Here is a 24,063-nt window from a genome sequence, read left to right on the forward strand (position 1 = left end):
TTCAAAAGGCTCAGCCTCTTTTTTTTACGAAGCTTTACTGTAACTATCTTGATAAATGTGTTGTCTTACTTGCAACCAAAATGATCACCATTATGAATGCTAAGCCTTACCTTTTTTTTGCCGTTGCTGTTGTATTAATATTTAACCAGTTCGGCCGCGCCGTGGCACAAGACATGCCCGGTAAACGCGATTCTATCAATTCGGTTGTATTAAATGAAAAACGGGTTATCCAGGTTATACTGCCCGATGGCTATAAAGCCGGTTCAGCAACTAAATACGATGTATTGTATATAACCGACGATTGGAATATTAAACTGGGGCGCGATATTCAGCATTTTATAGCAGATGAGCATACGATGCCACCAATGATCATTGTTGGCGTATTAAATACTGACCGTAGTAAGGATTTTTTACCTACGCATAATGGAGGAAATAAAACATCAGGTGGGGCTGATAAATTTTTGAAATTTTTTAAAGATGAGCTGATACCTTACATTGATAAAACCTATCCGTCTGATGGTGATAATACCTTGTTCGGCCACTCATTCGGCGGGGTGTTTGTAACTTATGCCTTGTTAAATGAGCCGCAGCTTTTTAGTAATTATATTGCCGGAGACCCCAGCTATTGGTGGGACAATGGCGTTATGCTAAAACAGGTTAAAGAAAAATTACCTTCGCTGGCGGGTAAGGGAAAGGCGCTTTATATTGGCGGCCGTGAGGGACAGGGAATGAAGGAAATGAATATTAATGCAATGGATAGCCTCCTGAAAAAAGATGCGCCGGCAGGTTTTGATTGGGTGGTAAAAGCTTATCCCAAAGAGTCGCACGGTACCGTAAGGCTTAAAAACATGTACGACGGTTTGAGATTTGCCTATAGCGACTATGGCGGTAAACCGTTGGAGTTTCATCCCTCAAACGGAATTGTGCTAAAAAGCAAACCAATAAAGATTTGGTATTTCGACGATACAACAAAAGTGCATTATACCTTTGATGGTTCAGAGCCATTGTTAACATCGCCTGTGGTAAAGCCCGAGTTAGAATTATCAGGCGCGGCTAAAGTTACCATGCGACAGATAGCCGGTCGTGCAAAATTCAACAAAACTACCAGTGGCGAATTTAAAGAGGGCAATTACCTGCCTGCAAAATCGCTAAAAAAGGGCTATCAATCAGGTGGATTTCATTATGCTTATTATGAGGGACAATGGGATAAGCTACCCGATTTTAAGACTTTGAAACCTGTTAAAGAAGGCGTAGCCGATAGTACTTTCAGTATCGATAAACAGCCCCGCCAAAACAATTTCGGTTTAGTTTTGGACGGACAAATAGAAGTTAAACAGGATGGCTATTACATATTTGGATTAGGCTCGGATGATGGCTGCAAAGTGTACCTGGATAACAATCTTATGATTGATCTTGATGGTTTGCACGATGGCGATATCGAACGATCATATATTGTCCCTCTGAAAAAAGGATTTTACCCTTTACGAATAGAGTATTTTCAAAAAGAAGGTGGCCGTAAGCTTGAACTGGTGTATGTAACGCCCGATAATATTGCCAAAAAGAAAATAACACCAATTCCTTACGCGTTGCAGTATGGACAGAGATAGGTTTCACGCCTGAAAATCATTCGCTTTTTTATAAGCTTGATACATATTTATATTAAAACCCGCACTTCAATAGAGGCGCGGGTTTTTACGTTAAGATAATACTATGTCCGGGATGCTCAGCCGTTACTTTGTTTCCAGTTGAAGAATGGTAATGGAGTATGGCTCAAACGCATAATTAAATGAATTTTTAACTCCATTGAATTTTGAGTTTACAGGTACAATCTTTTTGGGTTCTGTAATGGTATTGGTATCTTCGGGCTTATCCGCCTTCATGGTAATTACCTTAGCAGCCGGTTTAACTTTTGTTGCTCCGTTTAGCTCAAGATCAATGTTTTGTGCCGTCGCCAGGCAGTTCACAACTTTTAAATACACAGTACCTGTTTTACTATCACGGGTTGCAACGTAAAACAATCCGGGATAAGTTTTAGGCTTTACAGATGCCAGTGAGTCTTTGTGGTTCAGTTTCTGAAGCTGGGTAGGAATGCCCTCGCCCTGAATGGCTATTATTTCATCACCTTTGTAGGTATTGAACATTTGCTGTGCGTAATATGATGGTGACCCATAGCTGCTAAGTGTATTATACCCGATAAGATCTGATGCCCATTGCATTCCGCCGGGATTTACGTTAACAAATAAAGGTGCGGAGCATGACATGATAACGATGTCTGAATTACGTTCCATTCCGGTCATCCAGGCCGCATCACCTAATGCCGAGTTGAAATTTGGGGTTGGAGAGCCCTCTCTTGTTGCCCATTCGCCAACAAAAACCTTAGGACCCTTACGGTCATAGTTGTCATAATGGTCGGCATCGCTTTCCATTTCAAATGCATTTCTGTAATAATGTTCATCAACAACATCTGCCTTGCTGGCATCAAACGGGTATCTTGTGCCAAGCCAATCTTTACCGCCCATGGTTGCAACTACCTGCATGTTTGGGTATTTTGCTTTAATGGCATCTGCAAATTGCTCAAAACGGCCATTGTAACTTGTGGATTTGTCAAAACCATCCTCATTACCAACTTCAACATAATGAAGGGGGAAGGGGGCCGGATGCCCGTCTTGTGCCCTTTTTTTACCCCAAGCGGTGGTGGTATCACCTGTTACGTATTCTATTTCTTCCAGCGCCTCATCAACAAATGGCTTTAATAGCGGCCCTTTTTCCAGATAGTCGCCATTAAGTGCATAGCCCGCAAATACGGCTAACAAAGGTTCCATGTGCAGGTCCTCACACCATTCCAGGTATTCCAGCAATCCCATACCGTCAGAGGAGCGGTATCCCCAGGTGCCCATATGCCCCGGACGATAATCTATCGGTCCTAAGGTTTTTTTCCAATCAAAGCGGGTTGAAAACATCCCGCCTTCAAGATAGTTCCCGCCCGGGAGTCTTAAAAACGATGGTTTCATATCTGCCAGTAGCTGCATGATATCCGGGCGGTTGCCGTTGGTTCTGTTATTAAAGGTAGGAGGGAACAGGGATACAAGCGAGAAGAAATAACTTCCGGCTGTTGCAGGCCTGAGCACAAGCCTTGTATCTGCAGCCGGCTTTGCTGTTTGTGCCGTAGTAAGCGTGTAGGTGAATTTTTTCCATGAACTGCCTATGCCCATAATTTCGGCCTTTGCATAAACTGTTTTGCCGTCAGTTGATTCGATGCTGGCGCTGATAGCTGTTTTCGCAGCATTTTCTGTAAAAGCGTAAAAGCTTCCTTTGTAAGTTGTTGTGGGTTTTACCGGGATGCCCCAGAAACCATCATTCGCAATGCCAGCAGGTGTATTTGCTGAGGTAGTTTTGAGATGAAGACTGACTGGTAAAGCCTGGTTTACCGGGTGTTTGGTATCCAGTTTCATCGATGCACTGTCGCCGTCTGCTTTAATCAGAAACCAATGATCAGCTTTGTCGGCATGATCGCGAAATGCCCTGTTGCGAACAAGTTCCCCGTAAATGCCCCCGTCATATGAGTAATTGATTTCCTCGGTCATTAACCCGTAAAGACGCGGGCTAACATGAGCGGCGGCACGGCTTAAGTCGAGCGTTAGTTTTGGTTTGGTTTGTCCATAAAGCAGCGACGGCGAAAGAAGGCCGTTCAATACAATGCCTAATGGCAAGAGCAATCTTTTAAAAGTTAACATGGTAATAGGTTATATTGGATTTATATATAAGCAGCTTTGTTCGGTGGAATCAACAGGCCCGGGAAGTCTTCCTGGCTTGTTGTTTTGGTAATAAATGTTTTTAAAAAACGTTCCAAATCTCACCTTGGAACGTTCATTATTCAACTAAATCTGACCAATCTCATGATCAAATATTTTTATTACAGACACCACCACAGTCCTGTTTCTGTTGTTTGGCTTAATTTATGTTATAATTGTTTTAAATACAATTATAAATTTAATTTGTGATTTTTTTCAATGTTTTTGCATTAAATTTTTGATTTGAATTTATTTACTAAAATAATGATTGTTGTTTTAACATTAATTAAAAGATATGCGGCTTTGCGATTACTATCGTTTAACCTGATTGTTTACAATTTGATTAAGAGCGAAAATAGATATCAGCTAATTGCAGCAAACCCAGATTTTACTAAATTAATACAACATCTGTTCAGGGAGAATCTCGTTGAATATCGTTAGCCTGCCTTTTCTAACCTGATAAGTAGTTAATTGATGAACATTTAAAGGATTTGGAAACAATTACATAATAACGAATCTATGGTAACAATGTATTTGCGCGTTGCTTATAAAATTTAATTAATAAATATTATATATTAGCTTTTGTGAAACCTACAACCGCCTTATGAATAATGTTTATGGAATTAACCTGATACCGGATAATGATACAGAGCGAATTGCAGCGTTAGAACGTTACCAGATCTTTAATTCACACCGGGAGAAAGCCTTTGATAGTATATGCGAGCTTGCATGTGAATTGTTCTCATGTCCCATCAGTCATATCTCTTTTTTGAATGCGGATACCGAGTTTATTAAAGCAGAGGTTGGCCTGAACGGGCTTCAATATGTGAGCCGGAGTGTGGGTTTTTGCTCGGTGGCGATACTTCAGCCTGAATTGCTCCTGGTTGAGGACACGCATAAACACGAACTTTTTGTTAACCATCCTTACGTGACTGATAAATTGCGGATCCGGTTTTATGCCGGGGCACCCATAATTACGCCAGACGGTTATATTATTGGTACGATGTGCCTCATTGATACCGAGCCCCGTTCACTTGCCGAAAAGGAAAAAAAGCTTTTAAAAAAACTTGCGGACGTGGCGATGGAACAAACACAGCTAAGGTTAGATAATCTTTCGTTGTTACAGCAACGGGACGAATTTATTGCCATAGCCAGTCATGAAATGCGCACTCCGGTTACGGCTTTAAAAGCTGCGATTCAGGTTTTACATACCCATCAGGATGGCCCCGTTGGTTTGCAAAAAGCAATGGTTGAACAGGCTAACAGGAGTGTGAAAAAACTTACGTATTTGGTGAATGATCTGTTTGATACAAGCCGGCTTGCCGCGCGAAAATATAATCTCGAAAAAACGTTTTTCGATTTAGGAGAGCTTATTAGTAACTGTTGCGATTTTGTAAAGGTTTCCGGCAAACATGAACTGGATATTGAAGGTGATCTATCCGTTCAAATATTCGCTGACAAGGAAAAAATAGAACAGGTATTGGTTAACTTGGTAGAAAATGCGATAAAATACGCCCCGGATTCCCCGGTTATTTTAATCCGGATACACCAATTGACGGATGTTGTACGCATTTACGTTACAGATAGAGGCCCCGGCATTGGGCCTAATCAATTGCCCCATATCTTCAAGCGGTATTTCCGTTCAGAAAATGGCGCACCCCAGGCCGGGCTGGGGCTGGGGCTATATATCTGCGCCGAGATTGTGAAACAACATGGCGGTGAAATCGGGGTTGAAAGCGAACAGGGGATCGGCAGCACTTTCTGGTTTACGATACCGGTAGCAGCCTGAAGCAATATACAGCCGGATTGGAATATTCATTTACGTACTTCCATAAACAGGTAACAAAGATCCTCTGTTGTTTTCAGGGTTTACACATAGGAGCCCGGATGATGAAATATCTTCAAAAAGGCTGATGAAGAGCACCGCTTACTCTCCAATATATACGTTCAAAGCATTCAAAAATGCTGTTTTTTGTGTATGCAAACGTTTGTTTGAAGTTAAATACAATCTGATATCATGAATAAGCTTACAGGCTTTATTTTTTTTAATAATATCCGTTAAATGTGGTTGACAGAATTTATTAAGAGGGTAGTTTTTATATGTTATAACGATATTTTTAGTAGTTGTACCATAAAGCTGAGCAAGGAGCATCCATTTGAACACAAACGTTTGCGGAGTGTTTGTGACCCTTTAATTTTCAGAAAGGAAAACCGATAACCTAACTTCCAATATTCTTTAAGATTTAATAACAAGCCGTTAATGATTTGATCATGTATTGCGTTATGCCAGCCAATGCTGATTAAAGCTACGCTTTTGCTAAAAACGGACCGTGTTTTAAAATATTAGGCAATGACAGGTTATGATAATTTAACAGATAATGATCTGATCGTTCTGCTAAAAGAGAGCGATCATTTAGCCTATGCACAGATTTACGACCGTTATAAATATATCCTTCACGCGCATGCGGTAAACAAACTTCGTGATAGGGAAGAAGCCATGGATATTATCCAGGAGGTTTTTACCTATTTATGGGCAAAGCGGCAGCATATTGAGTTTACAGGAAATTTACCCGGTTACCTGTATGGGGCCGTTCGGAATGCCATATTAAATAAAATAACCCGCGGCCAGGTACAGGAAAAGTATCTTAATTCCATGAAATCGTTTTCACTGCGTGAATGTGTGGTAGCCGATTACAGGGTGCGGGAAAATCAGTTGAAGGCGCATATTGAAAAAGAGATAGCGATGTTGCCGCCTAAAATGAAACAGGTATTTGAACTGAGCCGAAAAGAACACCTGAGCCATAAAGAAATTGCCTGGAAGCTGCAGATATCAGAGCAAACAGTAAGTAAGCAGATCACCAACGCCCTGCGGATCCTGAAAGTAAAATTGGGTATCCTGGCCTGCCTGCTTATGTTATTATATCGTTAATTCCCTTCAAAAAAATATTTCAATTTCTTCTACCTGTTCTCGTTCCTGACATTTCCTTACTAATAATTAAGGCATTAAAAACCTTTAATGAGGATGGAAGAACGTGAATTAAATGAATTGCTGGCACGCTACAGGGCTGGTAATGCCACTCCCGAAGATAAAGCTTTTTTAGAAAGCTGGTATCGTGAACATAATGAGGCATCTCCATTTTTAATGGATGATGAAGAACGTGAAAATGATGTTGACGAGGTTTGGGAGCGCATAAAAAAGGATCCAGGATCTAATAACCGATCATATTTATGGTACGGCATGGCTGTCGCGGCCTCGTTGGCCATATTTGTTTTGGTTGGTGGTTATTTCTTATCGTATAAAAAAGGGTCGGAAACATCTGGCCGCTTAGCCAGTAATGACGTAGCACCCGGGAAAAATCAGGCTACCCTCACGCTGGCAAATGGTAAAAAATTGATATTAAGTCAAACGCTTAATGGCCAGCTTGCCAATGAAACCGGGGTCACCATTAGTAAAAACAGCAAGGGTGAGCTTATTTATACCACAAGTCACAATGCTAAACCTACCGGCTCTGTAATGCAATTTAACACCCTGAGCACTGCTATGGGCGAACAATACCAGGTTGTATTGCCCGATGGTACCCACGTTTGGTTAAACGCAGGTTCTTCGCTTAAATATCCCGTAACATTTGCAGGTAATGAACGCCTGGTAGAGCTAATTGGCGAAGCCTATTTTGAGGTGTTTCATAATAAAGCGGCTCCGTTCAGGGTAAAAACCCGGCAGCAGTTGGTAGAAGTATTAGGCACACATTTTAATGTTAACGCTTATACCGACGAAAAAGCTACTGCTACCACATTAATTGAAGGCTCGGTGAAGGTTACAGCAGCGACAAATCATCAAAACATAGTTATTAAGCCCGGGCAGCAGTCTACAGTTAGTACCCGTATTTTGAATGTTGAGGAAGTGGATACCGACGATGCTGTTGCCTGGAAAAACGGATACTTCCAATTTAGTGATGAAAATTTGGAAAGCATCATGAAAAAAGTATCCCGCTGGTATAATGTTAAGGTTGAATTTAAAGATAGATCTCTGCAGGCCTTGAATTTTAGCGGTACGGTATCAAAGTATAAAAATGTATCGCAGGTTATTAAAACGCTTGAGCTAACTAATGTAGCCCATTTCAAGGTTCAGGATAATGTGATAGTTATAACCAATTAACCCATAAACCAATTAACCAAATGAACAAGAAGCAGAAATTCCCATAAAAAGCTAAAAAGACCGGGTAATCAGTCATGAAAACAGGGGTGTTGGAAGCACCCCTGAAAAGTCATCTGATTAAACCGAACAAGTGTGTCGAATACCATTTCTAACTTAAACAGATACCCAAATGTATAAATTTTACCCTGAATTTTTACGTTGGCTGCAATGCCGCGTACCAGAATTACTGTTGATGATGAAACTTACCATTTTTTTATTATTTGTCACGATGATGCAGGTAAGTGCTTCATCTTTTGGCCAAAAACTTAATCTCACACAAAAAGATGTGACATTAAAACAGGTTTTTAAACAAATAAAAAAACAAACCGGCTATGACGTACTGTACCAGGCCGGTAAGTTGAACGCTTCATCAAAAATTGATGCCAGATTTGTTAACGCATCTTTAGATGAGGTTATTAAACAATGTTTGATGGGCACAGCGCTTGATTATACGTTCTTCGAAAAAACCATAGTGATCAAAGCCGCCGAAAAGCAGGATGAGAACCCGGTGATTCAGCCTTTCCCCGTTATTAGTGTTGTAGCCAATATCAATATAAAAGGTACTGTGGTTAATGCAGCGGGGCAGGTACTTCCGGGTGTTACCATCAGGGTACAGGGCGGAAACAGGGGCACGGTTACTGATGCCGAAGGAAAGTTTGAACTGAAAAATATCCCGCCAACCAGTGTACTGGTTATTTCATCAATAGGATACGAGGATCAGCAGGTGCCTGTTGCTAATCAAACTACATTAACCATCACGTTAAAGGAAAGTTCAAAGGAACTGTCGCAGGTGGTAGTGGTAGGTTATGGTAGCCAAAAAAGAAGTGATGTTACCGGTTCAATCACCTCTATATCAAAACAACGCCTGGAGAATTTACCGGTTACCAATATCCTGCAATCTATTGAAGGCTCAGTTCCCGGAATGAACATAACTTCGGGGTCATCTGCACCTGGTTCTGTAAGCTCTATCTATGTACGTGGATTGCATTCTATTACAGCAAGTAATTCGCCGCTGGTTGTTTTGGATGGAGTGCCCTATAATGGTTCATACAACGATATCAATACCAATGATGTTGAATCGGTGCAGGTATTAAAGGATGCTTCAGCTACAGCTATTTATGGTACCAGGGGTTCAAATGGTGTGATCATCGTAACCACAAAAAGGGGTAAAACAGGCAAGCCGGCCGTACAATATAGCGCATGGGCTGGTCCCGAATATATGGCTCATGAAGTGAAGCCAATGGGGGGCGCCGAATATGTACAGAAAAACCTGGATTATGACGCGCAAGCTGGTAAAACCCCGGCGCCTGTACCTAATTTGTATGAACAGGATAATTATAAGAATGGAAAGGAAACCGACTGGATCAAGGCAATTTCGCAGCAGGGTTTTATTCAAAATCATTCCCTCAATGTATCCGGTGGTACTGCCGATGTTAAATATTATGTTTCGGGTGATTATACCCAGGAAAAGGGCATTTTAAAGGGCTATCAGTTTCATCGCTTTAACATCCGCTCAAATCTTGATGCCAATATAACATCATGGCTTAGTGCAGGGGCCAACATGTTCTTCAATAACAATAATTACGATGGCGGTAAATCCAACCTGTATATGGCTACCACCATGAGTCCGTATGGACAGGAATATAATGCACAAGGTGGTTACCAGATCTACCCGATGTATCCGGAGGCATTATATACCAATCCGTTATTGGGGCTTTATCAGCCTACCATTAACAGAAACAGAACCTGGAACGGTAACTTTTATGCAGAGGTTAAACCGGCTTTTATTAAGGGCTTTAAATACAGATTAAATACGGGTTATGCTTACAACCCTGGTATGAGCGGCGATTATACAGGCAGAAACACTGGCGATGCTATTGGCCATGCTACTATATCTAATTCAGAGGTAAACCACTGGCTCATTGAAAATATTTTTAGTTATAACCGGAGCTTCGGCAAACACACTATTGATTTTACCGGCCTATACAGTTCGCAAAAGGACTATACTTTTACCAATACGTTAAATGCCAATACCTTCATTAATGATTTAACCAATTTTTATAATGTAGGGTCGGCGCAAATTCAGCAAACTGCATCAAGTTATACACAAAGCACTTTACTATCGCAAATGGTGCGTATCAACTACAGCTACGCCGGTAAATATTTACTGACCGCTACTGCCCGTCGTGATGGTTTTTCGGGGTTTAGCGCTGCCCATAAATATGGTACTTTCCCATCTGTTGCCTTAGCCTGGAACGTAAACGAAGAGTCATTTCTGAAAGGAATATCTTCTATATCACAATTAAAGCTACGTGCTTCGTACGGTATATCGGGTAACCAGGGGGTATCATCCTATAATACCTTAACTACATTGGGCTCAACTCAATATATTTACGGCAGTACTACCACTGTTGGCTTAGTCCCAAGCGCTATCGGTAATGGCAATTTAAAATGGGAAAGTACCAAAGGCCTTAATATCGGCGTTGATTTTTCTATTCTCAGAGATCGTATCACTGGTTCTATCGATGCGTATGATACCAAAACATATAACCTGCTGCTATCCCGTAAAATCCCTTATATCACCGGATATACTACCATATTGGATAATATCGGTAAAACTGCCAACAAAGGTATTGAGTTTTCCATCACCAGCAGGAACATCAGAGGAACTAATTTTTCATGGGAAACCAACGTCAATTTCTCGGCCAACCGGAACAAATTGGTTCAATTATACGGCGATAATAAAGACGATATCACCAATAATCTTTTCCTCGGCAAGCAATTACAGGCTGTTTATGATTATAAGCTAATAGGCATATGGCAAAAAGGAGACGATTTTACTGTTGACCCCAGCGCCAAGCCCGGCGACCTGAAGTTTGCCGATTTAAATGGCGATGGCAAGATCAATACTGCTGATCGTACTTATCTGGGTTCAAGGCTGCCTAAATACATTGCCGGCATGACCAATACGTTCAGGTATAAAAACTTCACTTTAAGCGCGTTTATACAAACTTTTCAGGGGGCACTTAAACCCAATCCTATCTATGATTACAGGGATCAGGCAGGGCGTATCAATCTTCCGGCAGGGATAGGTTACTGGACTGCAGCTAACCAAAGTAATACCCGGCCATCATTGAGCTATACCAATTCAAGGCAGTATACTTATCCGGTTTCGGGCTCTTATACCCGTATTAAGGATGTTATCCTAAGTTATAATTTCCCAAAGCAGATGCTTGAGGGATTAAAAATAGCCAATTTTCAGGTTTATGCCAGCGGACGCAACATCGCTACTTTCTCCAAATGGTTAGGCTGGGATCCCGAAACCGATTTTTATAATTACGCCGGCAATCAAAGCAGCTCGTTCTATCCCCTGGTAGCCACTGCGGTTTTAGGTATCAACATTACTTTACAATAATTAAAAACTAAATCATGAAAAGATTATTTTCATTGCTTCTCATAGGTATAACAGGAATGCTTGCATTTAACTCCTGTAAAAAAAGTTTTTTGGACGAAGACATCCGGACGCAGTATACACCATCTACGCTAAAAGATGTTTTAAGCTTTGAAGCAGCGGTAACCGGGCTGCAAAAGATAGTAAGAGACCAGTATGAGGGCGATCAGGGCATAATAGCCCTGCTGCAAACCGGTACGGATGTGGCCCGTAACGGTCAAACAACATCGGCCATGGCCCCGTACGAAACTTATTCGCAGCTAAATTCGCAGGATGCGGCCTCACTTAGCTTCTGGCGCTGGGGATACCAGGTTATCAATGCCTCAAACGTAATTATACAGGCGGCACAGTCTGGCAACACGAGTTTAACTACGGCACAAGCTAATGGCTACATAGCCGAGGCAAAGTTTTTCAGGGCTTATGCCTACAATTTTTTGTCGACATTATTTGGGGGCGTGCCTTTAATAACTGCGCCAATAACCGCCCCTAAAACAGATTATGTAAGGGCTCCTTTAGATACCATCATCAATTTACAGATCAATGACCTCAATTTTGCCGCTGCAAATTTGCCCGATGCCGCCCATGTTACTGCCGAAGGCCGCATTAACAGCGCCGCAGCCGCACAATTGTTGGCTATCACTTATCTGCGGGCCAATAAACCAGCCCTTGCAGAAACCCAATTGAGCAAAATAATTACCGGCGGTGCTTACAAATTGGTAAGCAATCGTTATGGCATTAATTCGCTGTTGCCAGGCGATGCTTTTTCTGATATGTTTATTTATGGTAACATGCGCCGCAGCCAGGGAAATACCGAAGCAATCTGGGTAGTGGAAGAGGCTAATATCCCCGGCGGTTACAGCCCGACAGATCAGCACCGAAGGGTTTGGGTACCGTTTTATGTAAACATTCCGGGTATGCTGGTTGCCGACTCGTTAGGAGGGCGTGGTATTGGCCGCATCAGGCCTACCAACTGGTGGACATATAGCTTGAATTTGAATAACGATATGCGGAATTCCCGCTACAACATTCAGCGTAAGTATTACTATAATGACCCGGCATCAGCTAATTACGGAAAACCGGTTGTGGTTACTTCCAACACCGATACCATTCAAAATATATACGCACATACCACCAAATGGAACTCATACACCAGCGCCGATCCATTTGGCACTATCACCTATAAAGACCGTATTTATATGCGCCTTGGCGAAACCTACCTTTTACTGGCCGAAGCCCAGTTTAAGCAAGGTAATACAGCCGGAGCGGCTGCCGATATCAATATGCTCCGTACCAGGGCTAATGCGCCGCAGGTACAGGCATCGGATATTGATATGGATTTTATTTTGGATGAACGAGCCCGCGAACTGATAGGAGAGGAAGACAGGCGTATAACCCTGATGCGGACCGGGACTTTGGTAGAAAGGGTGAAAAAATACAACCCAACCTCCGCCGGTTCTATCAAAGATTATAATATGCTGCTGCCTATCCCGCAATCAGAAATTGACGTAAATAAAGGAGCAACGTTAACACAAAACCCGGGATATTAAAATTTAGGCTGTCTTAATGCGGGTTTAAGATAGCCTGTTCAATTAAACATAAGAGATATTAGTGATGAGGAGATCTGGTACGATGAAAAAGATATTATTGATTATAATTACTGCATGTTGTTACTTTCTGGGCAGTAGTGTACATGCCCAGGAGGTAACATCTCCGGAAAAAAAGATAATCCAACTGCAACATGGCGCCCATAGGCTGGGGCGCAGAAATGATGCAGACATGGCCCGGTGGAGGGCTTATGGTTTGGGGCAATTTATTCATTGGGGCTTATATTCAATACCTGCGGGTGAATGGAACGGCAAAATGTATAACGGCGCGGCCGAATGGATCAGGACCTGGAAAGAAGTATCGCCGCAGGCTTATGACTCGTTAATTTACCGCTTTAACCCAACAAAATTCAACCCGGATTCATGGGCCGCAGTGGCTAAGCAAATGGGGGTGAAGTATGTTACCATTACCACCAAACATCACGATGGATTTTGTTTATGGCCCAGTAAATTCACCGATTTTACGGTAGCTAATTCGCCTTATAAAAAAGATATTATCGGTCCGCTGGTAAAGGCTTACGATAAACAGGGGATAGATGTGATATTATACTTTTCCGTTATGGATTGGCACAATCCCGATTGGCAGTATGATATCAAAACCCGTGATGATAGCATCGCCTTTAATCGTTTTAAACAATTTACCCGTAACCAGCTGCTTGAGCTGTTAACGCGGTATCCATCGGCTAAAGGACTTTGGTTTGATGGTACCTGGGATAAATCATGGGTTAAACAAGCGGCTTTTGCCGACTCTTTGGAAACCGAAATGCGAAAACTACACCCGGGTCTGATCATAGGCAGCCGCTTTCGGGCTGATGAATATGGTAAACGCCATTTCGACTCGAACGGTAACCTGATGGGTGATTACGAGCAAGGCTGGGAGCGCAAAATTCCGGAAAAAATAACGGACGTTCACGGCAATGACTGGGATTGCGTAATGACTATTCCCGAAAATCAATGGGGCTACGCCAAAACATGGCAGGGGCATATAAAAACCGCCGACGAGTTGCTGGAGATGCTGGCTAAATGTGTTTCGCTGGATGGTAATTTTGTACTCAATTTTGGCCCTAAGCCTGATGGAACCCTGAGAGCAGAAGAACTTAGCCTGGCTAAAGCCATAGGCGATTGGATGGCCGTCAATAAAGAGGCTATTTACAACGGAGAGTATGCTGGTTTCATTAAGCAGGATTGGGGTTATTTTATAAAGAGTACCGCGAGCAACAAAATATATATGCTGGTATTCAATATACCTGTGTCGGGATTGTTAAGGGTAGTCACTCCATCACATACGGTGATCCGGAAAGCGTATGGCCTGGATAATGCGGTTTCCAATTATACGCCTGAAGAAATAGGCGCATCCACATATTTTATTCACCTTAATCAGCAAACAACTCCTAAAAAACCTTTTGTTATTGTTTTAGAAACAGGTGAAGCGGCAAAAGGCCAAACCGGTGGCTATGAAAAAGCAAAAACCTAAGCAGGCATTATAAATGAATATGAAATATAATTGTGTAAAATACCTTTTGTTATTAATTACAGCCGTTTGCTTTAACAATGAACGCAGCGCCGCGCAACAAATTCCAGCAACTTCCCGCCAGCTTATACCTTTTAATCAGGACTGGCAGTTTAAAAAGGCTACCTATAAAACTAACATCGCATTAGCTACTGCCGACTGGCAAAACGTCTCCGTTCCGCATACCTGGAATAATAAGGATATCCAGAAAGGAAAAGGTTTTTATATGGGCGATGCTTTTTACAAAAAAGACTTTAAAGCAAATAACGACTGGAAAGGCAAACGTGTTTTTATTCGTTTTGAAGGGGTGGGTACAGTTGCAGATGTATACGTAAATAATAAACTGATTGGGGAGCACAAAGGGGCTTATGCTGCTTTTTGCTTTGATATCAGTAACTCGCTGCGGTATGATACGGTTAACACTATACTGGTAAAAGTAAATAATGAAGAACGGCCGGACATTATTCCCATTAATAATAAACTGTTTGGTGTGTATGGAGGCATTTATCGCCCGGTAAACTTAATTGTAACGGGTAAAATCAATATCAGTACAATTGATTATGCTTCGCCCGGTATTTATATTAAACAGGATGTAAATGCCAAAAAAGCTAACCTGAGCGTAACTGCTAAAATTGAAAACAAAGAGGCCCAAATACAGGAGGTAACCGTGAAAACGATAATCAGGGATAGGGGCGGCAAAATAGTAAAAGAAGTACAGCAAAGCGAACTGGTGAAGCCGCAAGGTATAAACATAGTTGCGCAGCAATTATCATTAAACAACCCTCATTTATGGAACGGCCGAAAAGATCCTTATCTGTATTCGCTTACTACATCAATTATTAAACAGGGAAAAACAATTGATGAAGTTACCCAGCCGCTGGGGCTAAGGTATTTTTCAGTTGTGCCAGGCAAAGGATTTTATCTTAACGGGCAGCCTTATCGTTTATATGGTGTTTGCCGCCACCAGGAGTGGCAGGATTATGGGAGCGCCCTGAGTAATGAGCAGCATAAGGCTGATCTGGATATGATTTATGAGATAGGGGCAACTTCCATCCGTTTTGCACACTATCAACAGGCCGAATATATTTATTCCAAATGCGATAGTATGGGCTTTGTGATTTGGGCCGAAATTCCATTTGTAAACGCAGTATCAACCCAGGAAGGGGAGAACGCTAAACAGCAGCTTACCGAATTGATAAGGCAGAATTATAATCACCCGTCAATTTACAACTGGGGTTTGCACAATGAAGTTTATTCCAGCTCGGCAGATGGTTTTGTGCCGGTTTTAACACGTGAGCTTAATGATATTGCCAAAACGGAAGACCCCGGTCGTTTTACCGCGAGCGTGAGTGGCTACGGGGAAATGGACCGCCCCTCAAACCTGGCCGCCGACATTCAGGGTATCAATCGGTATTACGGCTGGTACGAAGGTAAAATACCTGATCTGGAAGACTGGGTTACCGGACTGGAGAAAAATTATCCCGATCATAAAGTTGTGCTCTCCGAGTACGGAACGGAGGCTAACGTAAACCAGCAACAGGAAAATGTTGGCGAAACGGGCGATCCGGGTGCTCAATTTTGGCCGGAGACCTATCAAACCAAATTTCATGAAATACAATGGGGTATTATAGCCAAACATTCTTACCTGGTAGCATCATATGTTTGGAATATGTTTGATTTTTCGGTACCATCGGCAAATGGCGGTGGCGTACCTGCCCGTAACATGAAGGGATTGATCACCTATGACCGTAAAATAAAGAAAGATGCATTTTACTGGTATAAGGCTAACTGGAGCGAGGAGCCAGTACTTTACATCAGCGGCCGCCGGGATTCGGTAAGGGTTGAGGCTACAACAACTGTGAAAGTGTTCTCCAATTTAAAAAATGTTAGCCTGTATCTTAATAATCATAAAATTGCCCAGCCTGAAACGGGGACTACCCGGTATGATCTTGTTTTTAAAAATGTACATCTGCAGCCCGGGGCCAATGAGTTAAAAGCAGAAGGATACCGGAATGGTAAATTAATAACAGATCATATTACCTGGCATTTGAAATAGTAAGTGAACTTGTTTGCGGTGGAAAGTGGCAAATATGCGCAACCTTTATCGAAAGATGAAGGCTGCGCATTAATTTTTAAGGCCTTTCCTTGTCTTTTCGTAAAGCGCATAGTAATATTAAAGTTTGTGGTTGATCTCACTTATTGAGATGTTTTTTTTCTGCGGGTCCCTGACCAAAATACCCAGGATAAAACGGTCAGGCCCGCTCTGTTTTTGACGTTTCGCAACTAAAATTAAGCTAACGTAAACCTGCCGGTTTTATTTACCGGATAATTTCTATATTTGGATTTAGCGCATAAACTAAGCATTAAACCACCATGATGTTTGTGTAAACTAACCTGGAATATATAGGAAATTTAAATAACACATGGCTCCCCTTGATTTATCAGCCGACGATACCGAACTTCTGATCCTAATTAGCAACGGAAATAAGTCCGCTTTTGATGCTTTATATAACAAGTACTGGAAACAGGTTTATAATGCAGCATACAAAAGGCTCAATGATGCCGAGCGCGCGCAGGATATAGCCCAGGATGTTTTTGTGCAGTTATGGGTGCGGGGCTCCAAATCGCCAATTGAAAACTTACCGGCTTATTTGCTGGTTGCGGCCCGCAACGGGGTTTTCAAATACATGGAAAAGGAGTCGCGCTATGCAGCGCTGCCCGATACCGCCCAGGAAATTGAAAGCCCTTTAGGTCGCGCTGATGCCAATGTACTTCATGATGAATTTTTGAGAGCCTTTAATGAGCTTATAGATACTTTACCACCTCAGCAGCGCATTATATTCAATTTGCGCTTTAATGAAGGCCTCTCAAGCCAGCAAATTGCCGATCAGTTGGAAATCTCACCCAAAACAGTCCGTAATCAGATGGGGAAGGCCCTTGCTACACTTCGTAAATCACTTTTCTTACTCCATGTATTGCTTTATTTTTATCAAAGAGGTTGATAAAACGTTTTTTCTTTAATGATAATGCATTATTTTTATCAATAATGCCGATTGCTTATCGATGTTTCATTGTTTTGACTTTAAACGTACATTATTTTTAAAGAAAACATTAAAAATATTTTCAATTAACATGGGCTATTTTCATTTTGCCGACTCATGTATATATAAAGGATGTAAATGGACGAGGCGAACAAACAATATTTTATACAAATACTAACAAAATACAGGCTTGGCGAGGCTACTCAGGAAGAGATTAAATTCCTGGAGTCGTATTATAACCTGTTTGATTTAAACGATGACCTCATTACTGATGAAAATGAGGCCGACTACCTGTATCTGAAGGATGCCATTAAAGCAAACGTTGATGAAAGGATAGCACAATACGAAAAAAAGCCGGTTATGATGCCTTCAAGATCTGGCTGGATCAGGTATGCCGTGGCCGCCTCAATTCTGTTGTTTATTTCGGTTGGTGCTTACTTTTTTATTCATAACAATCATAGGGCCGATAATTTTGCGGCAAATACTTATAAAGGTATAATGCCCGGCACTAACAAGGCAACGCTCATTTTAGCCAACGGTACAACCATATCGCTTGATGATGCTGCCAATGGGCAAATAGCTAAACAGGCCGGTGTAAAAATCAGCAAAACAGCCAATGGTCAGATAGTTTATCAGGCCGATGCAACAGGGCAGGATCAAGCTGCTCAAAATACGGTTACCACACCTAAAGGCGGTCAGTACAAAATCATCCTGCCCGATGGCACTAATGTGTGGCTCAACGCCGCATCGTCAATAACTTATCCAACCGTGTTTAAAGGAGCAGAGCGTGTGGTAACACTCAATGGCGAGGGCTACTTTGAAGTAGCAAAAAACAAAGCAATGCCATTCAGGGTAAAATCGGCCTTGCAAACCATTGAGGTATTGGGTACGCATTTTAATATTAATGCTTACGTTGATGAAGCCCAGGTTAAAACTACGTTGTTGGAAGGATCGGTAAAGGTGACATCGACAACAAGCTCAATGCTTATAGTTCCGGGCGAGCAGGCGCTAATAAACCGTACAGGTAATGGTGCTATCAGTAAACAACAGGTAAACATTGATAAGGAAGTGGCCTGGAAAAACGGCGTATTCTCATTTGCAGATGAGGATATTCGCGAGGTGATGCGCCAGGTTAGCCGCTGGTATGATATTGATGTGGTTTATGAAGGCGATATGCCAGTGGAGAAATTTTTCGGTGAAATTTCAAGGAGCAGTAACCTGACCGATGTTTTCAGGATCCTGGAGCTTAACAACATGAAATTTGCGGTGGAGGGCAAAACGGTGAAGGTATCGTACAGCAAATAATATTTAACCTTAACCTTAAACTTTATACTTACTTACAACTAAACAAACTAAATGCTAATCACTAAAACAAAACTTAATGGATAAACAACTACGATAAATCTCAGACCAATCTCATATTAACAGACCAAAAGTTAACCGGAAGCCTCTCACCGCTTCCGGTTTAAAATAGGTCAGGCAGCACAAGATGTCGAAGCCCTGAGCTGCATTTTATTAACCCAATCTTATTCAAAAATATGAAATTAACTTTTCTTTACAACACCGTATGTGCAATACGGGGGGTAAAGTGCAAATTCTTATTAGTATTGAAACTCACCACTATACTGCTGCTTATTGGCGTGTTGCACTTATCGGCGGCGAGTTATTCACAAACGGTTACTATTTCAAGAAAAAATGCAACGCTTGAAACCATTTTCAGGGATATAAAGCAACAAACCGGTTTTTTGTTTTTTTACAGCGGAAAAATAAATGTAACCGATAGGAAGCAGGATGTTGATCTGAAAAACGTATCCCTTGCCGATGCTTTGAACAGCTGCCTTAAAAGCTATGAGCTTACCTACACCATAGTGAATAAAACTATAGTGATCAGGAATAAAACGCCGGAGGAGGGGCCGGTGCAACCGGGTGCAAAAAAAATAGAGGTAAGCGGCACCGTGGCCGATTCGGCAAATGCTAAAAATATGTTGCCGGGAGTAAGTATCTCCCTGAAAAAAAACAAGGTCTTTTTGGGGCAAACCAATAGTGATGGTTCGTTCAGGGTAACTGTTGATGAAGGCGAAATACTTGTATTTAGTTACATAGGTTATAACACCAAAGAAGTGAAAGCCACCGATGGTAAACCGCTGCTGATCAGGCTTGGGCAAAAAATGAACAATATCAGCGATGTGGTGGTTACCGGTTACCAGGTTATTAAAAAAGATAATTATACCGGTAGCGCTGTTGTGGTTAAAGGTGAGGATCTTAAACGCGTAAATCCCAATAATTTAATTGAAAGTTTAGCTGCATTTGATCCTTCATTCCGGATAGATCAGAATAATCTTTTGGGATCGGATCCCAACTTGTTGCCTAAAATTAACGTGAGGGGATCAACCACGCTGCCATCTTTAAATGGAGGCGTGCTTGATCGCAACAACCTTTCAAGTTCGTACAATCTGCCGGCTTTTATATTGGATGGTTTTGAAACAAACCTGCAAAAAGTAGTCGATCTTGATATAAACCGCATTGCAAGTATCACCATTTTAAAAGACGCGGCTGCTACGGCAGTTTACGGTTCGCGTGCAGCAAATGGTGTTATTGTAATAACAACCAAAGCGCCCAAGCCGGGTAAACTGCAGTTAACCTATAATTATGAACTTACCGCAACTGCACCTGATTTAACCGATTACCACGTACTAAACGCGGCTCAAAAACTGGAATACGAAAAGTTAGCCGGATTATATATCACTGGCAACTCAAACGCATATACGCAGGACCAGCTCGATGAAATGTATTACAGCAAGCTTAAAAATGTAGTTAGTGGCATAAACACTTACTGGCTATCACAACCTTTGCAAAATACATTTGGTCATAAGCATTCATTGAATGCAGAAGGCGGTGATTCTACTTTCAGGTACCGTGTGGACTTGCGTTATCAAAACACTCCGGGTGTAATGAAAGGCTCGGGGCGTACGCGGTACAGTGGTGGCATGGTATTTAACTATAATCCTAACCGCAATTTGATTTTCAGAAATGAGCTTTCCATTACGCAGGTAGATGCCGCCAACTCCAACTATGGCGACTTTACCACTTATGTGTTCATGAACCCATATTATCCTATCAGGGATGCGAGCGGCAACCTGATAAGGGAAATAGCCAACTGGAGGGTGGATACTCATGGAAAAGGTGAAGATCAATATAAAAACGAACCTGTTTTAAACCCATTATATGAAGCAAGTCTGGGTAATTTTGATAAGAATGCTTATCTCGAAGTTTTGGATAACTTTTCAATCGATTGGAAAATAACTCCTGCTTTAAGATTTATCGGTTTAGTTAGCTTAACGGATAATAAGGCTACCGCCGATAAATTTGTATCGCCGTATAGCAACACTTTTTACTTTGGACCGGCCAGTGAAATTCAAAACCGCGGCAGCTACAATTACAGTAGCAGCAATGCGCTTAATATTGATGGTAATGCCAGGTTTATTTACAACAAGCAAATGGGCGAACATGCCATTAACGCTGTATTAGGTGCTAACATTACTTCGGACAGAAATGATTCAAAAGCATTTGTTGCAAGAGGCTTCTCAAATGATAAGTTTACCAACGTAGGTTTTGCCCGTACTTATGAACCAGACGGGCATCCCGGAGGGGACATAACACTTACAAGATTGGTGGGCACTATTTTCTCAACAAACTACTCGTTTAAAAATAAATACCTGGTTGATGCATCATTTCGTTTGGATGGTTCATCTGCCTTTGGTTCCGATAGGAGGTTTGCTCCTTTTTATGCGGGAGGTTTAGGTTGGAACGTTCACAACGAGGGCTTTATGAAAAGCCTTGCTAAGGTTGTTAACAGGATGAAATTAACGGTAACCGGCGGTATGGTTGGTTCGGTCGACTTTCCGCCTTATTTATCAAAAACTACCTATAGCTATCAAACAGCAAACTGGTACTCAACCGGCATAGGGGCTATTGTAAATAATTATGGTAACGAAGCCCTGAAATGGCAAAAAACTACCAATTATGATGCGGGGCTTGATTTGGGTTTGTTTAATGACAGGGTTAACCTTTTACCGCATTACTATTATAAAATAACGCATGGGTTGGTTAATGACATCAATATAGCACCTTCAACTGGTTTTACAACCTACAAGGCAAACCTTGGCGATATGACTAATAAAGGTTACGAGCTTGCAGTAACCGTAAATGCTTACCGTGCAAAGGATGTTAATATCAACATAACGGCCAATCTGGCACATAACAAAAATACTATAGTCAAGATTTCAAACGCCTTGAAATCATACAATAACATGGTTGATACCATGCAGGCTAATACTAAAAACAATCTGCCGGGTACGCCTTTGCTCAGGTACAGGGAAGGCCTGTCCTTAAATACCATCTGGGCCGTAAAATCATTAGGTATCGACCCCGAAACCGGTAAAGAGATTTATGTGAAAAGAGATGGTACACTTACTTATGACTATGATGTAAAAGATACCCAGCCGGTTGGTGATTACACCCCTAAAGCCGATGGCTATTTTGGAGGTAATGTTACCTATAAGCAGTTTTTATTAAGCTTCAACTTTCACTATCAGTTTGGCGGGCAAACCTACAATCAAACCCTGGTAGACAGGGTTGAAAACGCCGATCCGCGGTTTAATGTGGATAGCCGTGCACTTGAAGAGCGCTGGAAAAAACCGGGTGACATTTCCTTTTATAAAAACATTGCCGATTTGGGCACTACTTACGCCACATCCCGCTTTGTACAAAAGGATAACGTAGTTGAACTAAAATCAGTTTATTTATCATACGATCTGAAACGCAACACAGCGAGAAGGCTGGGGCTCCAAACATTCAGGGTTGCACTTACAGCCAATGATATTTTCCGTTCGGCAAGTGCCGGGGTTGAGCGTGGTATTGATTATCCTTTTGCCCGCAGTTTAACATGTTCATTACAGGCTACACTTTAACAGAAACAGCAATGAAAAAATATTTATATATACTAACTGTGCTGATAGCCTTTACATCATGCAAAAAGTTTCTGGATGTAAAGCCCTCGTCGCAGATTGATCAAAGTCAGTTATTTGAAAATGAACAGGGATTTAAAGAGGCGCTTAACGGAGTGTACACCTTATGTGCAGGGCCTTCACTGTATGGCAATAACCTCACATTCGGCTACCTGGATATCATGGCCCAAAACTATGATTTTACCAATGTTGGTTATAGCAACGTTGCTGCCTTTAATTACACTTATCCCGATTTAATTAATCGCAACACCGATATCTGGAATTCGGGTTACCGTGCTATTGCCAACTGTAATTATATATTGGGCAATATTGATAAAAAGAAAAATCTTTTTACAGGGCATAATTATGAGTTGATCAAGGGCGAAGCATTGGCCGTAAGGGCTTATCTGCACTTTGATATGCTCAGGATGTTTGCCCCATCATATAAAAGCAACCCCAATGCAAGTGGTATTCCTTATGTAACTACGGTTACTATAAAAAGCACCAGGTTTTCAAGCGTGAGCCAGGCAATTGATAGTATCATTACCGATCTGAAAGCTGCAAGGCTGCTATTGCGTAGTTCTGACCCTATTGTTTCAAATTATACAGTAGGCTACCCGGGAGATATCGGCACTCCCGAAGTTTCCGATCCTGATTTGTTTATGCAAAACCGCCGTCAGCGAATGAATTATTTTACAACCTGCGGCGAACTGGCAAGGGCTTACCTGTATAAAAGTGATATGGTAAACAGTTTGGCCATGGCACAGGAAGTGATCAACTCAAAACGGTTTCCGGCAACAAACGGAACTGATTTTAATCAGAGCGATATCACCCAAAAAGACAGGATATTTTATAAAGAGCTCATTAGTTGCTGGTATATTGATGACAACCAGGCTATTAAAGATTACCTGCTGGGAGCCTTTGCAGGCGATGCGCCGTTTTTTTCGCCAACCAGCGCACAGATAGATGATATTTATGAATCTGGTGCCGACGGTGCCGATGACTGGCGGTATAAACAATGGTTTTTTAAGACTAAAATAAGTTCGAGCAGTACCGAAAGGGCGCTGCTGCAAAAATACCTTACCAACATAAAACCGGTAAAAAATCTTCATCCCCTGGTTGCACCTGCCTTACGGCTTAGCGAAATGTATTATATCGCCGCCGAAGCCAGTTTTGATACCGACCCTGCAAAGGCTATTGGCTACTATAACACTGCACGCAGAAACAGAGGCATAGGGAACGATTTGGTTAATATCCCGGCTAAAACAGATTTTATTAATCTGCTGATAAAAGAAGCGCGAAAAGAGTTTTACGGCGAAAGCCAGATATTTTATATGTACAAAAGGTTGGGTATACCCATTGTGGCTGCTTCGGGAATAAGTTACCCGGCAACTGATAAAATATTTGTGTTCCCGCTTCCGCCCGATGAAGAAGCTTTCAGAAATAACTAATAATGATGATGACG

At 41.8% G+C, this 24,063-nt stretch carries 13 protein-coding genes; 12 read left to right on the forward strand and 1 reads right to left on the reverse strand.

Annotated elements, in window-relative coordinates:
• Positions 1-92: 92 nt before the first annotated feature.
• Positions 93-1,607, forward strand: a complete 1,515-nt coding sequence (locus AC59JO_RS05460) for an alpha/beta hydrolase-fold protein (RefSeq protein ID WP_497303930.1) — start codon at positions 93-95, stop codon at positions 1,605-1,607.
• Positions 1,608-1,730: 123 nt separating this feature from the next.
• Here AC59JO_RS05460 and AC59JO_RS05465 read toward each other — a convergent pair whose 3' ends face one another.
• Positions 1,731-3,734 carry an alpha-L-arabinofuranosidase family protein gene (locus AC59JO_RS05465; RefSeq protein ID WP_497303932.1) on the reverse strand — a complete coding sequence of 668 codons (2,004 nt, stop codon included), beginning with the start codon at positions 3,732-3,734 and terminating at the stop codon, positions 1,731-1,733.
• Positions 3,735-4,395: 661 nt separating this feature from the next.
• Here AC59JO_RS05465 and AC59JO_RS05470 point away from each other — a divergent pair.
• The 11 genes from AC59JO_RS05470 (at position 4,396) to AC59JO_RS05520 (ending at position 24,049) form a co-directional block, all read left to right on the forward strand.
• Positions 4,396-5,580, forward strand: coding sequence for a GAF domain-containing sensor histidine kinase (locus tag AC59JO_RS05470; RefSeq protein ID WP_413668398.1), 1,185 nt, complete (start codon positions 4,396-4,398; stop codon positions 5,578-5,580).
• A gap of 561 nt (positions 5,581-6,141) precedes the next feature.
• On the forward strand, positions 6,142-6,720 hold the full coding sequence (locus AC59JO_RS05475; protein WP_497303935.1) for an RNA polymerase sigma factor: 579 nt from the start codon (positions 6,142-6,144) through the stop codon (positions 6,718-6,720).
• A 93-nt stretch (positions 6,721-6,813) separates the two neighbouring features.
• Entirely contained in the window at positions 6,814-7,947 is a 1,134-nt protein-coding gene (locus AC59JO_RS05480) for a FecR family protein (protein WP_413668396.1), read from the forward strand.
• Between the two features lie 169 nt (positions 7,948-8,116).
• Complete coding sequence (locus AC59JO_RS05485; protein ID WP_497303937.1) at positions 8,117-11,401, forward strand: TonB-dependent receptor; 3,285 nt, start codon at positions 8,117-8,119, stop codon at positions 11,399-11,401.
• Between the two features lie 14 nt (positions 11,402-11,415).
• A complete protein-coding gene (locus tag AC59JO_RS05490) occupies positions 11,416-12,984 on the forward strand; it encodes a RagB/SusD family nutrient uptake outer membrane protein (RefSeq protein ID WP_413668394.1) in 1,569 nt (522 codons plus the stop codon).
• Between the two features lie 82 nt (positions 12,985-13,066).
• On the forward strand, positions 13,067-14,515 hold the full coding sequence (locus AC59JO_RS05495) for an alpha-L-fucosidase (protein WP_497303940.1): 1,449 nt from the start codon (positions 13,067-13,069) through the stop codon (positions 14,513-14,515).
• 19 nt (positions 14,516-14,534) lie between these two features.
• Positions 14,535-16,607 carry a glycoside hydrolase family 2 protein gene (locus AC59JO_RS05500; protein ID WP_413668392.1) on the forward strand — a complete coding sequence of 691 codons (2,073 nt, stop codon included), beginning with the start codon at positions 14,535-14,537 and terminating at the stop codon, positions 16,605-16,607.
• 367 nt (positions 16,608-16,974) lie between these two features.
• Entirely contained in the window at positions 16,975-17,553 is a 579-nt protein-coding gene (locus AC59JO_RS05505; protein WP_413668391.1) for an RNA polymerase sigma factor, read from the forward strand.
• Positions 17,554-17,730: 177 nt separating this feature from the next.
• Positions 17,731-18,897: a FecR family protein gene (locus AC59JO_RS05510; RefSeq protein ID WP_497303943.1), complete on the forward strand. Its 1,167-nt coding sequence runs from the start codon at positions 17,731-17,733 to the stop codon at positions 18,895-18,897.
• A gap of 233 nt (positions 18,898-19,130) precedes the next feature.
• Entirely contained in the window at positions 19,131-22,562 is a 3,432-nt protein-coding gene (locus AC59JO_RS05515; protein ID WP_497303945.1) for a SusC/RagA family TonB-linked outer membrane protein, read from the forward strand.
• 11 nt (positions 22,563-22,573) lie between these two features.
• Entirely contained in the window at positions 22,574-24,049 is a 1,476-nt protein-coding gene (locus AC59JO_RS05520; protein WP_497303947.1) for a RagB/SusD family nutrient uptake outer membrane protein, read from the forward strand.
• The last annotated feature ends 14 nt before the right edge of the window (positions 24,050-24,063 follow it).

It is taken from the genome of Mucilaginibacter sp. A5337 (assembly GCF_059690695.1).